This window comes from Shewanella zhangzhouensis, from assembly GCF_019457615.1.
Taxonomy (GTDB): domain Bacteria; phylum Pseudomonadota; class Gammaproteobacteria; order Enterobacterales; family Shewanellaceae; genus Shewanella; species Shewanella zhangzhouensis.
Genome location: NZ_CP080414.1, coordinates 2,686,447 through 2,701,262, shown reverse-complemented (window position 1 = coordinate 2,701,262; position 14,816 = coordinate 2,686,447). Strand labels below are relative to the sequence as shown.

At 53.7% G+C, this 14,816-nt stretch carries 13 protein-coding genes and 8 tRNA genes; 18 read left to right on the top strand and 3 right to left on the bottom strand.

Annotated elements, in window-relative coordinates:
- The first annotated feature begins 19 nt into the window (after window positions 1-19).
- From K0H63_RS11730 to K0H63_RS11645, 18 genes are all read left to right on the top strand, one after another.
- Window positions 20-889, top strand: coding sequence for a flagellar protein MotY (locus tag K0H63_RS11730; RefSeq protein ID WP_220067889.1), 870 nt, complete (start codon window positions 20-22; stop codon window positions 887-889).
- 547 nt (window positions 890-1,436) lie between these two features.
- Window positions 1,437-3,593 carry a prolyl oligopeptidase family serine peptidase gene (locus K0H63_RS11725; protein ID WP_220064838.1) on the top strand — a complete coding sequence of 719 codons (2,157 nt, stop codon included), beginning with the start codon at window positions 1,437-1,439 and terminating at the stop codon, window positions 3,591-3,593.
- Between the two features lie 156 nt (window positions 3,594-3,749).
- A complete protein-coding gene (ybgC, locus tag K0H63_RS11720) occupies window positions 3,750-4,151 on the top strand; it encodes a tol-pal system-associated acyl-CoA thioesterase (protein WP_011760203.1) in 402 nt (133 codons plus the stop codon).
- Window positions 4,141-4,830 (top strand): protein TolQ, encoded by a 690-nt coding sequence (tolQ, locus tag K0H63_RS11715; protein WP_011760202.1) that lies wholly within the window; start codon window positions 4,141-4,143, stop codon window positions 4,828-4,830. Before ybgC ends, tolQ begins: the two co-directional genes overlap by 11 nt.
- Window positions 4,827-5,267: a protein TolR gene (gene tolR / locus K0H63_RS11710; protein WP_220067888.1), complete on the top strand. Its 441-nt coding sequence runs from the start codon at window positions 4,827-4,829 to the stop codon at window positions 5,265-5,267. The genes tolQ and tolR overlap by 4 nt, the downstream gene beginning before the upstream one ends.
- A gap of 4 nt (window positions 5,268-5,271) precedes the next feature.
- Entirely contained in the window at window positions 5,272-6,255 is a 984-nt protein-coding gene (tolA, locus tag K0H63_RS11705; protein ID WP_220064837.1) for a cell envelope integrity protein TolA, read from the top strand.
- A 9-nt stretch (window positions 6,256-6,264) separates the two neighbouring features.
- A complete protein-coding gene (tolB, locus tag K0H63_RS11700; RefSeq protein WP_220064836.1) occupies window positions 6,265-7,590 on the top strand; it encodes a Tol-Pal system beta propeller repeat protein TolB in 1,326 nt (441 codons plus the stop codon).
- Between the two features lie 36 nt (window positions 7,591-7,626).
- Window positions 7,627-8,163, top strand: a complete 537-nt coding sequence (gene pal / locus K0H63_RS11695; protein ID WP_011760198.1) for a peptidoglycan-associated lipoprotein Pal — start codon at window positions 7,627-7,629, stop codon at window positions 8,161-8,163.
- Between the two features lie 25 nt (window positions 8,164-8,188).
- Window positions 8,189-8,953, top strand: coding sequence for a tol-pal system protein YbgF (gene ybgF / locus K0H63_RS11690; protein WP_220064835.1), 765 nt, complete (start codon window positions 8,189-8,191; stop codon window positions 8,951-8,953).
- A 146-nt stretch (window positions 8,954-9,099) separates the two neighbouring features.
- Window positions 9,100-9,175, top strand: a tRNA-Lys gene (locus K0H63_RS11685).
- A gap of 23 nt (window positions 9,176-9,198) precedes the next feature.
- Window positions 9,199-9,274, top strand: a tRNA-Lys gene (locus K0H63_RS11680).
- Between the two features lie 36 nt (window positions 9,275-9,310).
- Window positions 9,311-9,386, top strand: a tRNA-Lys gene (locus tag K0H63_RS11675).
- A gap of 27 nt (window positions 9,387-9,413) precedes the next feature.
- Window positions 9,414-9,489: transfer RNA gene (locus K0H63_RS11670), tRNA-Lys, on the top strand.
- 39 nt (window positions 9,490-9,528) lie between these two features.
- Window positions 9,529-9,604 (top strand) — tRNA-Lys (locus tag K0H63_RS11665).
- 34 nt (window positions 9,605-9,638) lie between these two features.
- Window positions 9,639-9,714 (top strand) — tRNA-Lys (locus K0H63_RS11660).
- A 39-nt stretch (window positions 9,715-9,753) separates the two neighbouring features.
- Window positions 9,754-9,829 (top strand) — tRNA-Lys (locus K0H63_RS11655).
- 40 nt (window positions 9,830-9,869) lie between these two features.
- Window positions 9,870-9,945 (top strand) — tRNA-Lys (locus tag K0H63_RS11650).
- Window positions 9,946-10,066: 121 nt separating this feature from the next.
- Entirely contained in the window at window positions 10,067-11,215 is a 1,149-nt protein-coding gene (locus K0H63_RS11645; RefSeq protein WP_220064834.1) for a DcaP family trimeric outer membrane transporter, read from the top strand.
- Window positions 11,216-11,294: 79 nt separating this feature from the next.
- On the opposite strand, the gene K0H63_RS11640 is transcribed toward K0H63_RS11645, so the two are convergent.
- From K0H63_RS11640 to radD, 3 genes are all read right to left on the bottom strand, one after another.
- On the bottom strand, window positions 11,295-12,605 hold the full coding sequence (locus K0H63_RS11640; RefSeq protein ID WP_220064833.1) for a sensor histidine kinase: 1,311 nt from the start codon (window positions 12,603-12,605) through the stop codon (window positions 11,295-11,297).
- 121 nt (window positions 12,606-12,726) lie between these two features.
- Window positions 12,727-12,987: a GrxA family glutaredoxin gene (locus K0H63_RS11635; protein ID WP_011760194.1), complete on the bottom strand. Its 261-nt coding sequence runs from the start codon at window positions 12,985-12,987 to the stop codon at window positions 12,727-12,729.
- 73 nt (window positions 12,988-13,060) lie between these two features.
- The gene (radD, locus tag K0H63_RS11630) at window positions 13,061-14,797 is read right to left on the bottom strand and encodes a DNA repair helicase RadD (RefSeq protein ID WP_220064832.1); all 1,737 of its coding nucleotides are present in this window, start codon (window positions 14,795-14,797) and stop codon (window positions 13,061-13,063) included.
- Window positions 14,798-14,816 lie beyond the last annotated feature (19 nt).

Sequence of the window (14,816 nt, the reverse complement as noted above, 5' to 3'; positions counted from 1 at the left end):
TTGAATTGTGAGAATTCCTATGTGGCGTAACTGCTTTATTCTATCTGCACTGCTGCTGCCACTGGGCGCGGCGGCCGACATGCGTCACTACGTGGCCACCATTGCCGACTCCCAGTGGCGCCTGGCCGAAAACTCCCGTATTCGCTGCAGTCTGGAGCATGATATCCCTGCTTACGGCAAAGCCGTGTTTTCCAGCGCTGCCGGTAAAGATCAGAATCTGCTGTTTACTCTGGATATGTGGTCGAAACCCGATGCGGCCACGGCGGCAACCCTGGTGAGCAAGGCTCCCTCCTGGCGCCCCGGCGAAGTTCAGTCGACCATTACCAGGCTGTCTTATATGAGAGACTTTAACGGCGAAGTACCCAAAAAGGCCGCCTGGTCGATGCTGACCGAGCTTGAGCGCGGCCGTGAGCCCACTTTCTACTACGCCGACTGGTACAACAGCGACAATAAGGTTGCCGTGGGTTTGTCGGCGGCCAATTTCCGTCGCAAGTACACTGAGTTTCGTCAGTGTTTATCTGGCTTGCTGCCCTACAGTTTCGATGATATCGCCTTTACCGTGCTCAATTATGAGTCGGGTGGAACTGAGCTGACCCGTTTTTCCAAGGCACAGCTGGCGCGGGTGCAGGAATACCTGAGCCTGGACCCCGATGTTGAGCTTATCCTCATCAATGCCTATACCGACAGCCACGGCGGCCGTAACCTGAACCAAAAGGTGTCTGACAAGCGCGCGGATTCAGTAAAGGACTTTTTTGTCAGTAAAGGCATCCCCGCTGACCGTATTCAAACAGAGGGCCACGGCGAAACCCGTCACGTGGCTTCCAACCAAGGGGCGGATGAGCGCCAGCGAAACCGCCGGGTGGTCATCCAGATAACCAAAGCTATCTGAGGATTAAATTTTCTTCATAAAAAAGACCGCCAACGCGGTCTTTTTTGTTGGGCAGGGATGCAAATGGGGATGTAAAAAAAAGCCCACTTGATTCCAAGTGGGCCGCAAAAGAATAAGCATTGCAATCAACAAATTGAAGGAAGGAAGTCAAGCATAAGAACCAGGGATGATATCGATGTGTCAGACACAGCGATAAAATGTTCTTTGTTTTCACAATCTGCGAAGCAGACACTTCCGGAAAACGTGGTCATTGTAGTCAGGCATGATAAGAACAACAAACGAGAAAAATTGGAATTTGAGATTAGTTTAACTAATGAATCATTGTGTGATCTGGCGCACGTTAACGGCCTTAATCCGTATATTTCGAGTAATTAAGCACATATCAAGCATAAAAAAGCGTATGGCATCGCCATAAGATGTTATCACTCTTTTAACGCCGGACCTTGGCGAAAGTTTCACCACCACGTTTACCTGCCATTGCCACCTCCATTTTTGGGGGTATAGTGGGCAGCGGCAATGCACCTCTCTACTGCAAAGGAAGACAACAATGACAAGCAGAATCAGCACTCTAAGCCTGCTGACCCTGGGTTTTGCTCTGGGATTATCAGGCTGTCACACCAAAGAAGCGACCCAAGATGCCCCTGCGGCTGGTATCGCTTATCCTGCCAGCCAAACGGTTGCCATAAGTGAACAAATTCACGGCGTTGAGGTGCAAGACCCTTATCGTTGGCTCGAAGAAAGCAGCCCTGAGACCGAAGATTGGGTCAAACGGCAGCAGGCTTTTGGTGAAGAATACCTTGCCGCCATTCCCAATAAGCAAGTGGTGGTTGACCGCATTACCGAGCTGTGGAACTTTGAAAAAGTAGGTGCACCTTTTGAGCACGGTGAAAATCGCTTTATTTTCAGAAACAATGGCCTGCAATCACAAAACGTACTCTATGTGAGTGAAAAGGGCGGCGCCGAGCGGGTACTGCTTGACCCCAACACGCTTTCAGCCGATGGCACTGTGGCCCTATCCGGCGTATCCGTAAGCGGTGATGGCAAAACCCTGGCTTACGGCGTTTCAAAGTCCGGCTCCGACTGGCAGGAGTGGGCCTTTATCGATGTGGCCAGTGGCCGCAAGTTGGCTGATAGCCTTAACTGGATCAAGTTTTCCCGCGCCGAGTGGGCCCATGACAACAGTGGTGTGTACTACTCTCGCTATGATGCGCCCGCTGGCGGCGATATCCTGGTCGATGTGAACTACAACCAGAAGGTGTATTTCCACCGCATTGGCGAGGAACAGGCGAAGGATACTCTGGTATACGAGCGTCCGGACCAGCCCGAGTGGGGCTTTTCGTCCACTGTGTCCGATGACGGTAACTTCCTGCTGATAAGCGTCTCAGTGGGGACAGACAGCCGCAATCGCTTCTTCTATAAACCGCTCAAAGATAAAAGCCTTAAAGTGGTTGAGCTGATGAGCGAGTTGGAAGCTGAATACCAGTTCCTCGGTAACGAAGGTCCGGTGTTCTACTTCAAGACCGATCTGGATGCCCCGAAAGGCCGCATCATTGCCGTCGATACCCGAAATCCTGCCAAAGACAACTGGCGCACCCTGGTGCCGGAATCTCAGGACCCCATCGCTGCGGTCAGCATTATCAGCGAGCATCTGGTGGTGAGTTATCTGCACGATGTGCTGGGCCAATTGTCCATTTACAATATGGATGGGGTGAAGCGTGAGGATGTGCCGCTGCCGGGTAAGGGCAAGATAGCCGGTCCCTACGGCAAGGCCAGCAAGCCTTACTTTTATTACATCTTCAACAGCTATGTGCAGCCTCAGACTATCTACAAGTACGATCTGAACAAGGGCACCAATGAGCTGTTCAGTGCGCCCAAGGTATCCTTCAATCCGGACGACTACGTGTCTGAGCAGGTGTTTTACACCAGCAAAGACGGCACTCGCATCCCCATGCTGGTCAGTTACAAAAAAGGGCTGAAGAAAGACGGCAATAACCCGACGCTGCTTTATGCCTACGGTGGTTTTTCTATCTCCATGACCCCGCGCTTCAGCCCCGCCACCATTGCCTGGCTGGACATGGGTGGCATCTATGCGGTGCCAGCCCTTCGTGGTGGCAGCGAGTACGGTGAAGAGTGGCACAAGGCCGGTATGTTCGGTAAAAAGCAAAACGTGTTTGACGACTATTTTGCTGCCGCCGAATACCTTATCAGCGAAAACTACACCAACAGCAGTAAGCTCGGCGCCTATGGCCGCAGCAACGGTGGGCTCTTGATGGGCGCAGCAGTGACCCAGAGACCTGATTTGTTTGCCGCCATCCTGCCAGCCGTTGGTGTGCTGGATATGCTGCGCTTCCAGAAGTTCACCATAGGTTGGGCCTGGACGGCTGAATACGGCAGTGCCGACAATGCTGAGGACTTCCCATATCTGCTGGCATATTCGCCTTATCACAACGTGAAAGCGCAGGCCTATCCTGCCACCATGGTGATGACAGCCGACCATGACGATCGCGTAGTGCCGCTGCACAGCTTCAAGTTTGGCGCCATGTTGCAGGCCAAACAGAAGGGGCAAGCGCCTGTGATTATGCGAATTGAGTCAAAGGCCGGGCATGGTGCGGGTAAACCCACCTCGATGCAGATTGCCGAGTTTGCCGACATCTATGCCTTTTTGTGGCAAAACTTCGGTTTAACCCTGCCAACTGAACTCTGAACGCAAAACGCACAAAAAATGCGTTGATACAAGGGGCTTCGGCCCCTTTTATCATTTATTTTTCTTTACAGTTGGCGGGGGAGCGGCCATTCACAATCCCGAGCAGGCTAGGTATAGTAGGCCTCACTTTAACAAGAGGATTTGTGCGCATTTGCCATGTTTATCTGGCCTATTTCCGTCTACTACGAAGATACCGATGCCGGTGGGGTAGTGTATCACTCCAATTATCTCAACTTTTTCGAGCGGGCAAGAAGCGAATGGCTGCGTGCGCTCGGCATCAGCCAGACCGAGCTGCTGGCCGGCGATATCGCCTTTGTGGTGAAGCGGGCCGAGATAGAGTTTCGTAAAGCGGCGCGCTTTGAGCAGAATCTTTTTGTGCATTCCACTGTCATAGAAATGAAGAAAGCCTCCATGGTTTTCGAACAACGACTTCTGGATGAGGCCGGCACCTGTTACTGCGAGGGACACATAGTGGTTGCCTGCGTGGCATTGTCGAAGATGCGGCCCCATGCCATTCCACCCCATATAGCGCAGGAGTTAACACAAGGTGCACGCTGATATTTCGTTTTTGGGACTCTTTTTACAGGCAAGCTTGCTGGTCAAATTGGTGATGCTTGTGCTGGTTGGTCTGTCGGTCCTGTCCTGGGCGGTGATCATTCAGCGCCGCAACCTCATCAAGGCCGCCAAGTCGCGCTCTGCCAAATTTGAAGACAAATTCTGGTCCGGGGTGGATTTGAATCGCCTGTATCAGGAACTGTCTGCCCGCGGCGACGCCAATGCCGGCCTCGAAGCCATGTTTGTCACTGGCTTTAAAGAGTATTCCCGTCTGGCACGCTTGTCGGCCCGTGTCCCTGGCGCCGTCATGGACGGTACTTACCGCGCCATGCGCGTGACTCTGTCCCGCGAGCTTGAAAAACTCGAAACCAATTTGCCGCTGCTGGCCACCATAGGTTCAACCAGCCCTTACATCGGCCTCTTTGGTACCGTATGGGGGATCATGAATGCCTTTATCGCCCTGGGCGCCGTACAAAACCCCACTCTGGGTATCGTGGCTCCCGCCATTGCCGAAGCCCTGATTGCCACGGCCATGGGCCTGGCTGCCGCGATTCCTGCAGTGATTTTCTATAACCGTTATTCCACCGAGGTGGAGAAGCTGGAAGGCACCTATGTGAACTTTATGGAAGAGTTCTCCAGCATCCTGCACCGTCAGGCTTATGCCGAGAAGGAGTCAGCCTGATGCACGGTTATCAGCGCAAGCGCCGCCGCCCCGTGGCTGAAATCAACGTCGTACCTTATATCGACGTGATGCTGGTGCTGCTTATCATCTTTATGGCGACTGCGCCGATTGTGACGCAGGGCGTCAAGGTGGACTTGCCCACTGGGGAGGCAGAAGCCCTGTCAACGGACAGCAAGCCGCCGGTTGTGGCTTCCATCGATGCCAATGGGGATTATTATCTGGATATCGGCAGTGGCAGCAGCGCCAAAGACGTGCTCACGCTGGATGATGTTGCAACCCAGGTTGCTGCCATGATCATGTTGGAGCCGGAGCGCCCCGTGGTGGTAAAAGCCGACCGCAGCATTCCCTATGAGGACGTTATTCAGTTGATGATCACGCTGCAAAAAGCCGGAGTGCCCTCGGTGGGGCTGATGACGGACTCGCCACAGGAGAAGTAACAGGGTGTCCGCAAAGAAATTCCATTCAAGTTTAACCTTACCCGTGGCCATCTCGCTGGCCATACACCTGGGTATTATTCTGGTGTTGGCACTGGGCGCGCTGGACTTTTTCACCAAAAAGCTCGAGACCCCGGAACCCGCAGCCGCCGCGCCTGTGCAGGCGGTACTCATCGACCAGCAAAAGGTGGCGGCCGCGGCCGAGAAAATTAAGCAAGAGAAGCGTGAAGCCGAGCGCCGTGAGCAGCTGCGTCAGGAAGAGCTGGAACGCAAGGCCGACGAAGCCCGTAAGGCCCGTGAGCAGGAGCAGGCCAAGCTGAAGCAGCTTGAAACCGAGCGCAAGCAAAAGGAAATCGAGACCCAAAAGGCCATCGAAGAAGCCAAGCGCAAGGAAGAGCAGGCCAAGCAAGCCGCCGACAAGGCTGAAAAAGAGCGGGTGCGTAAAGAGTCTGAGCGCAAGGCAGCCGAAGAAGCGGCCAAGAAGGCCGAAGAGAAACGCAAGGCCGAAGAAGCCGCTGCCAAGAAAGCCGAAGAAGAGCGTAAACGCAAGGCCGAGGAAGAGCGCAAGCGCAAAGCTGAGGAAGAGGCCAAGCGTAAGGCGGAAGCAGAACGTAAGCGCAAGGCCGCAGAAGAAGCGGCGCGCCGTGAGCAGGAGCTGGCCGACATGATGGCGGCCGAACAGGCCACCATCAACGCCGCCCGCAATCGCCAGCTTGTGTCTGAGCGTGACAGATACACCGCCATGATCAAGGCCACCATCCAGCGGAATCTGGTGGTGGATGAGTCGATGCGTGGCAAGAGCTGTAAAATGTTTATCCGTCTCGCCAGCGATGGTTTTGTGACCACCGCCGAAGCGCGGGAGGGGGACGGCGTGGTATGCCGCGCCGCCAAGGCGGCCATTACCAAGGCCGGACGTCTGCCTGTGTCACCTGAGCCTGAGGTGTACCAGCTGATGAAAGAAATCAATTTGACCGTGCAACCGGAAATCTAAAGGAGTTTCATGAAGATCATCGGAAAGTGGGCGCTGCTGATAATTGCCGCCCTGTCTTTGCCCGTGAAGGCCGCACTGGATATCGTTATCACCGAAGGTGTTGACGCTGCCCGTCCCATTGCTGTGGTGCCCTTTGTTTGGCAGGGCACAGGCCCGGTGCCATCACAGATTTCAGATGTGGTGGCCTCGGATCTGACCCGCAGCGGCACCTTTAAACCCCTGGATGCCCTGGGCTTACCGCAAAACGGCATTTCTACTCTTGCTGAGTTTGCACCGCAAAAATGGACCGGCATCAACGCCGAAGCAGCCGTGGTGGGTGCCATCAAGCCGTATGGTGCGGATCAGTATCTGGTCACATTCGATTTGATTGATTTGCTCAAGGCCCAACTGGCCGGTCAGGCGCCGCTCAATAAGCAGGATCTGCTGCTGGACAGCCGCCAGACCGTGATCACCGCCGCTCAGTTCCGTCAGTACGGTCATCGCATCAGCGATGTGGTGTACGAAAAGCTCACCGGTATTCGCGGCGCCTTTTTGACCCGTATTGCCTACGTGGTGGTAAACCATGCCGAGAAAGCACCATACCGTTTGATGATTTCCGACTATGACGGCTACAACGAGCACATGTTGCTGCGCTCGCCCGAGCCGCTGATGTCACCCGCATGGTCACCGGATGGTCGCCGCCTGGCTTATGTCAGTTTTGAAAACCGCAAGGCCGAAATCTTTGTGCAGGACATCTTTACCCAGGCCCGCACCAAGGTTTCCAGCTTCCCCGGTATTAACGGCGCGCCAAGCTTTTCGCCCGATGGCAAAACCCTGGCGGTGACGCTGTCCAAAGATGGCCAGAGCGAAATCTACACCATCGATATCGCCACCAAGACCACCCGCCGGATAACCAATCACTATGCCATCGACACTGAGCCTACCTGGTTCCCCGACGGCAAGTCGCTGCTTATCACCTCTGAGCGTGGCGGCAGACCTCAGTTGTATAAGGTGGAGCTGGACTCCGGCAAGTTGACCCGTCTGACCTTTGACGGTGAGTGGAACCTCGGTGGCTCCATCACCCCGGACGGCCGTACCATGATTTTTGTAAACCGTACCAACGGCAAGTTCAACATCGCGCGCATGGATCTGGAAACCCGGTTTATGCAGGTGCTGACCACGACCCGTTTGGACGAATCTCCCAGCGTGGCGCCCAATGGCACCATGGTCATTTATGGCACCACGCATCAGGGCCGGCAGGTGCTCGCTGCCGTGTCTACGGATGGACGCTTTAAGGCAAGATTGCCCGCGGGGCAGGGGGAGGTGAAATCACCTTCCTGGTCACCGTTCCTGTAACGAATTATCATCACCGATTGATTAAAGGATTTAAAAATGGAATTGAACAAACTGCTTAAGACCATGCTGATTGTGGCCCCTATCATGGCACTGTCTGCCTGTAGCTCAACCGACTCGGCCACCGATGCCAGTGGCTCTTCCAGCAGCCTGGGTGGTAGCGGCTCCAGCATGGGCGGTGTTGAAACCGGCAGTGTGTCTGGCATGCTGACCCCTGAAGAGCAGATGCGCATGAAGCAGGAAGAGCTGCGCCGCGAGAACGTCATTTACTTCGATTTCGACCGCAGTGAAGTGTCGCCGCTGTCAGCCGATATCCTGCTGGCCCACGGTAACTATCTGCTTGAGAACCCTTCAGTACGTATCCTGATTGAAGGCCACTCTGACGAGCGTGGTACCCCAGAGTACAACATCGCCCTGGGTGAGCGCCGTGCCAAGGCCGTTGCCAAATATCTGCAGGCCATGGGTGTACAACCTGCCCAGATGAGCATTGTCAGCTACGGCGAAGAAAAGCCACAGGACCTGACCCGTACCGACGAAGGTTTCTCCAAGAACCGTCGCGCAGTATTGGTGTACTGAGGGTTAACACGACAGGGTAGGATTGATGAAAAAGACTGTATTACTGGTAGCCATGCTGGCGGCGGGTCAGGCTTTTGCCGCCGCGCCGGTTGAAGATTTGGGTGGTGGCGGTAGCCTCGATGAGCGTATCGCCAAGCTTGAGCGAATTCTGAAAGCCAAACAGCAAACCGACTTTGACATGCAGCGTCGCTTGGACGCCCTGCAGCAGGAAGTGCTGGATTTGCGTGGGCTCACGGAGCAGCAGAACTATCAAATCAACCAGATGCTTGAGCGTCAGCGCAAGCTGTATGAAGAGATAGCCAGCTTGAGTTCAGGCGCAGCCAAGGTGCAGCCCCAGGCGCAGGTACCTGTCAGTGCAGCCGGTGGTGCAAGCTCGCCGGTCGTCAGTGGCGGTACTGTGGCGGTGGAAGCTTCACTCAATGAGACCGCATCTTACGAGCAGGCCATTAACCTGGTGCTCAAAGAGCGCAAGTACGATGAGGCTATCGCGGCATTTCGCAGTTTTGTCAAAAAATACCCTGGCTCAAACTACACTGATAATGCCAACTATTGGCTGGGTCAGCTCCTCTATAATAAGAACGAGCTCGACGAAGCCCGTGGTGCCTTTACTGTGGTGGTGGAAAAATATCCCGACTCCAGCAAGCGCGGTGACAGCCTGGTCAAGCTGGGTCTGATTGCCGAGAAGAAAGGCGATACCGTTGGCGCTAAAAACCTGTACCGCAAGGTAATAAAAGAGTACGCAAACAGTGCTGCGGCGCGCATTGCACAGCAGCAATTGAACGCACTTTGACGGGTTTTAATCCAGAAAACAGTCTCTTGGGCTGTTTTTCATGCAAACGGCAAAAGTTTCGGGAATTTGCGCTTGCATGGATAACTGAAAAAGGTATTATAGGCGCCCTCAGCGCAGCCAAGGCAGCGTAGAGGGCAATCTGGAATGGGTCGTTAGCTCAGTCGGTAGAGCAGTTGGCTTTTAACCAATTGGTCGAAGGTTCGAATCCTTCACGACCCACCAATTTCAGAACGCCGGATCCCGATGGGTCGTTAGCTCAGTCGGTAGAGCAGTTGGCTTTTAACCAATTGGTCGAAGGTTCGAATCCTTCACGACCCACCACTCTCGGTGGGGCGGGATCATCACAGTGTATCGAGCGGGTCGTTAGCTCAGTCGGTAGAGCAGTTGGCTTTTAACCAATTGGTCGAAGGTTCGAATCCTTCACGACCCACCACGCTCGGTAAACACTGTATCAAAATTTGGGTCGTTAGCTCAGTCGGTAGAGCAGTTGGCTTTTAACCAATTGGTCGAAGGTTCGAATCCTTCACGACCCACCACTTCTTTCTGAAGTGGCAATCTGCGGTAAATCTCGAGATGGGTCGTTAGCTCAGTCGGTAGAGCAGTTGGCTTTTAACCAATTGGTCGAAGGTTCGAATCCTTCACGACCCACCACTCGCTGGATATCTCAAACACCGCAAACCTTGATGGGTCGTTAGCTCAGTCGGTAGAGCAGTTGGCTTTTAACCAATTGGTCGAAGGTTCGAATCCTTCACGACCCACCACTTCCCTGAAGTGAACAATTCGCAGTATCGCAACCAGATGGGTCGTTAGCTCAGTCGGTAGAGCAGTTGGCTTTTAACCAATTGGTCGAAGGTTCGAATCCTTCACGACCCACCACTTCCCCGAAGTGGACAATTTGCGATAACGCACCCCAGATGGGTCGTTAGCTCAGTCGGTAGAGCAGTTGGCTTTTAACCAATTGGTCGAAGGTTCGAATCCTTCACGACCCACCACTCCTCAAATATCACCTTTCTCTTTTCTACTTTTGTCTCATAGACCTATTGCTAATATTTCCTCAGTAACAATTTGTTCATAGTTCCTTTGATACATAATAACAATCAGGGAGCAACAAGAATGAAACAAGCACCAGTCTCACTTGCGCTGGCCAGTGCGCTTCTGGCGATGTCAGGCTCTGCCATCGCCGAAACCGGAAAAACCGATTTTAAGTTTGGCGGCTATATCAAGGCCGACGTGATGTTCAGTGATTACAGCAATGGCGCACCGGAGTCGGGGGATTTATCCCGTCAGTTTTATGTGCCGGGCACCATTTATGGTAAAGCGGGTAACGGCGAGCAGGTTGTTGATTTCCAGGCCCGTGAAACCCGTTTTAACTTTAAAACCACTACAGATTTGGATGGGCATACTCTGACCGGCTTTATCGAGCTGGACTTTATGACCCATACCGACGGTAACGAGCGGGTTTCCAATAGTTACTCGCCCCGCATTCGCCATGCCTTTGTCAGCTATGACAACTGGACCGTGGGTCAAACCTGGACCACCTTCCAAAACCCAGGTGCTTTGCCTGAAAACCTCGACTTTGTTGGCGCAGCGGATGGTACCCCCTTCGTGCGTCAGGCACAGCTGCGTTACACCAATGGCGGCTTCCAGTTTGCTGTGGAAAACCCTGAAACCACCGTCAGTGATTATCAAACCGGCAGCCGTATCACCAGTGGCAGCGGCATGATGCCCGATGTGGTCGCACGCTATAATTTCAAATCCGAAGGTGGCGCTTCCTTCTCTGTTGCGGCCATTGGTCGTCAGCTGACACTGGAAAACAGCAACTATGATGATTCAACTCTGGGCTTCGGTGCCAGCTTTGCCGGTGTTATTCCACTGGGTAAAGACGATCTGAAGTTCACCGCCACCTGGGGTGAAGGTCTGGGGCGTTACATGGGGCTTAACTTTGCCAATGCCGCTTCAGTAGATGCCGACGGGCAGCTCGATACCATTGGCTCCTTTGGCGGCTTTGTCTCATATCGTCATTGGTGGAACGAGCAGTGGCGCTCAAGCTTCACCCTGTCCGGCATGAAGGTCGACAACAACGTCGATATCACAGGTGAGAACGTGAACAAAGATGCCTACTCAGCCTATGTGAATTTGCTGTACTCCCCAAGCAAGCCGCTGACCTTTGGTGTCGAATACATGTTTGCCACCAACAGCAAAGAAAATGGTGTGGACGGCGACCTGAACCGGGTCATTTTCTCGGCCAAGTATGTGCTCTAAGCCCCATCAGTTTTCAGTCTGAGAAACGTAAAAAAGGCGAACATGGTTCGCCTTTTTTCATTTGGTTCCAGTTTCCCGGCTATCCCTTAAAGCTGAATTCCATGGCAAATCCTTTATCTGACTCGGGCAAGCTCAGGGCGCCATTGAGCTGTTGGTGAACAAGGTTAAAGACGATGCTCATTCCAAGACCAATGCCGCCTTTGGCGCGCGCTGTGGTGTAAAAGGGTTCGAAAATGCGTTTTCTGGTTTCTTCGCTGAGGCCCTTACCGTTGTCACTGTAATGGATGTGGTAACTTCCATCGGCAAGGCGCTTGCCACGGATGTGGATTTGATTGTCCTCGCCCTGGGTGAAGGCATGATTGATGCTGTTACTGAGCAGATTGGTGAGGATCTGTGAGTGGGCACCCGGGACAGTATCCACCTCCCAGTCTGTTGGGATCTCAACGGTAACCTGTGCCTGCATGGTTTTAAGCAGTGGTTTAACGGCGGTAATGACCTGATGGTAATACTGCGCCAGATTAATGTGCTCGGTCTCGTTGGTGTGCTGGTCGGCCGCGGTGCGTTTAAAGCTTTCAACCAGTTTGATGGCCCGATGAAGATTGATATCCAATAACGACAGCGCGTTATCGCAGACATCGAGAAACTCATCCAATTGTTCGGTGGAAAGTTCCCCGCTGCGATAGGCATTAACCAGCAGGTCTCTGTGTTCTTTAATGACGCTGGAACTTGTAATTGCAACACCCAGCGGTGTGTTCACTTCATGGGCAAGACCTGCCACCAGGCTGCCCATCGCCGCCATTTTTTCCGACTCGATAAGCTTATCCTGAGCCTGCTTTAAATCGGCAATAACCCGGTTTAGGTGCTCGGTACGCTCGGCGACTTTAGTCTCGAGGGATTGATTGGCCTGCTCGAGCTTTTTTTCGTGCTCGACTCGGTCAAGCTCGGCTTCTATGCGCCCCGAAAACAGTTTGAACAGCTCCAGCGCCCAGGTGTGATTATCAATAGGGCGGCGATAGAGCGCGACAATGATCCCCATCACCTCTCCCTTGAGATCGTGCAGCGGTGTGCCAAGGTAGCCTTCAATCCCCATGTCCTGCAGCATCAGGTCTTCAGGGAAGCTCACTGTGACATCGGCCCGGTAGCAGCAAACCGAATCGTCGGCAGCATTGGCACAGGGAGTATTGGCAAGGGAGTAGGAGATGTTGTCAACCAGCTTGCCATCTGCCACCAATGCCAGGGTATGTGAGCTGTAGTTTTCTTTATCCAGGATGGCAACGAAGGTGAAGTCTGCGCCAATGGCATCGTGCAGCGCCAGGGTTATGCTATTGAAAAATGCTTCGCCCCGGGTATTGGAAACCTTTTCAATGATTGTGGATAGCATCGAGTCCATGTTGCATCTCAGGTAGCGGCGGCCGGAATTAATTCAGCTTAGCCATGAATCCATTTGCATACCAGCAAGAGTTTGAACAGCCAACAAAAAGCCTGCATTAAGCAGGCTATTTGTATTGGGCTCAGGCCAGCAGATTGTGCTCGCGAACATAGGCCTCAAAGTCGGTGCAGCCACCTACGTGGGTCTTGTCCACAAAAATCTGCGGTACGGTTTCCACGGGCTTGCCAACCGTCTTGGACAGGTCTTCTTTGCTGATCCCTTCGGCATGGATATCCACATAGCGGAAGCGGAAGTCTTCACGTTTTTCGGCAAGCTGCTCACAAAGTTGCTCGGCACGAACGCAATAGGGGCAGCCGGGACGGCCAAAAATTACAACGTACATGTAGTCTCCTCAGAACGATACTGTGTGGCTGTTATATCACAGCCAAGGTGGTTTTGATAATCCGTGGCGCGCTTTAGTCAGCAAATCGCGTGCGGGTTTGATACTTGCCCCGGTAATCAAAAAATTTGTCGACCAGCTGCCAGCCAAACTTGCTCTTTTTCAGCAACAGCAGCTCCGGCGCCCTGAACCTGGCGCTGTCTTTTATCAGGGCTTCGGCGCTGGGGTATTTGGGTAGTGGAAGTCCCGGCGCCCGTTGGTGACGCAGTAAAAACAGGGCAAAGAGGGCTTTTTTCTGCGCCGGTGTTTGCATTTTAAACCGTTCAACAAACTGGTTTCCGTCCATATCCACATAGGTCACCTCAAGGCCCGTCTCGGAGGCCCCAAGAAGCATGTCACTGACTTTAAAGAGGTGATGGTGCTTGTGCGCCAGCACAGCTTTGAGGTGCTTGTCCGGGTCGACCAGGGCGGAGTCGCAGCCGCGGCACACTCTGGCGGCAATATCATTTTCGGCGCCGCAATCGGGACAGATGCGGGCGCGAAAGCGAAAGTCACACTGATTGCCATCGTCTAGCAAACCCTGACAGCGCCTGCCGTAGTGCTCGACTATGTCGCCATCGGCATCGGCTTTGCCCCAAAAGAGGTTGGCATAACCGCAGGCTGGGCAGGGCACCTGCACGGGGACACTCTTGCTGTCGGGTCTGGGTTTACCCACATCCGGGTGGTACAGGCTGAATCCGTTGGCGGCGTAGTCGAGAATGAGACACTCGGTTTTTTTGGGGAAGAGCCTGAGGCCCCGCCCAACCATTTGCTGGAATAGACTTACCGAGGCGGTGGGTCGCAATATGGCAATCAAATCCACGTGGGGCGCGTCAAAGCCTGTGGTCAGTACCGCCACATTCACCAGAAACTTCAGTTCCTGTGCTTTAAATGCGGTGATGATCTTATCGCGCTCGGGCCCGGGGGTGTCGGCGGTGATAAGCGCTGCAGTCTCATCAAGCAGTGCCATGATTTCTTTGGCATGGCGCACTGTGGCCGCGAAGATAATGACCCCAAGACGCTGCTGCGCCAGTGCCTTTATCTGACCAATGATGGTAGTCGTAGCCCGGGTGCTGGTATCCAGAATGGCCTGCACCTCGGCCTCCTGGTAATCCGTTTCTTCAGAGGCTTTGAGCGAGGCAAAGTTATACTGGGCGGCCAGACCATCGAGCAGCAACGGCTGGGTTAAATACCCTTGTTTTATTAAGCTGCGGATGGGCAGTTCGAAGATACAGATATCGAACACGCCCTTGTCGGGATTGCCCACATGGCCACGAACATGACGTTTATATATCGCGCCTTCTCCCAACCGATAGGGGGTAGCAGTAAGCCCGAGCAGCAAGAGGTCCGGATTTTTCTCCCGCAGCTGACTGAACAGCTGCCGATATTGGCTGTTTTCGTCAAGGCTGACTCTGTGGCACTCATCGATGATCACCAACGAAAATGGCGCATCAAAGGCCGCGACATTGACTGCAGCGGACTGGATGCCGGCAATCACAGTTTTACCGCCTGTGTCTTTTTCGCCGAGTCCGGCAGAAAAGATGCTGGCGTTGCCCGCGAGTGCATCCACTTTTTGGGCGTTTTGGGCCACCAACTCTTTGACGTGGGTCAGCACCAATACCCGCCCTTTTGCCAGACGGGCAAGCTCGGCTATCACCAGACTTTTTCCGGCGCCGGTTGGCAGTACCAGCAGGGCAGACTCGCGGCTCTCTCTGAAATGGGCGAGAGTTGCTTCTATAGCATCTTGCTGATAATCCCTGAGTTTTATCGTCATTGTCGGCTGATGGGGTCTA

What these genes read in the sequence shown, in the direction of transcription:
- K0H63_RS11730 (WP_220067889.1), top strand. Translation starts at nt 20, where the DNA reads ATGTGGCGTAACTGCTTTATTCTATCTGCACTGCTGCTGCCACTGGGC.
- K0H63_RS11725 (WP_220064838.1), top strand. Translation starts at nt 1,437, where the DNA reads ATGACAAGCAGAATCAGCACTCTAAGCCTGCTGACCCTGGGTTTTGCT.
- ybgC (WP_011760203.1), top strand. Translation starts at nt 3,750, where the DNA reads ATGTTTATCTGGCCTATTTCCGTCTACTACGAAGATACCGATGCCGGT.
- tolB (WP_220064836.1), top strand. Translation starts at nt 6,265, where the DNA reads ATGAAGATCATCGGAAAGTGGGCGCTGCTGATAATTGCCGCCCTGTCT.
- pal (WP_011760198.1), top strand. Translation starts at nt 7,627, where the DNA reads ATGGAATTGAACAAACTGCTTAAGACCATGCTGATTGTGGCCCCTATC.
- ybgF (WP_220064835.1), top strand. Translation starts at nt 8,189, where the DNA reads ATGAAAAAGACTGTATTACTGGTAGCCATGCTGGCGGCGGGTCAGGCT.
- K0H63_RS11645 (WP_220064834.1), top strand. Translation starts at nt 10,067, where the DNA reads ATGAAACAAGCACCAGTCTCACTTGCGCTGGCCAGTGCGCTTCTGGCG.
- K0H63_RS11640 (WP_220064833.1), bottom strand. Translation starts at nt 12,605, where the DNA reads ATGGACTCGATGCTATCCACAATCATTGAAAAGGTTTCCAATACCCGG.
- K0H63_RS11635 (WP_011760194.1), bottom strand. Translation starts at nt 12,987, where the DNA reads ATGTACGTTGTAATTTTTGGCCGTCCCGGCTGCCCCTATTGCGTTCGT.
- radD (WP_220064832.1), bottom strand. Translation starts at nt 14,797, where the DNA reads ATGACGATAAAACTCAGGGATTATCAGCAAGATGCTATAGAAGCAACT.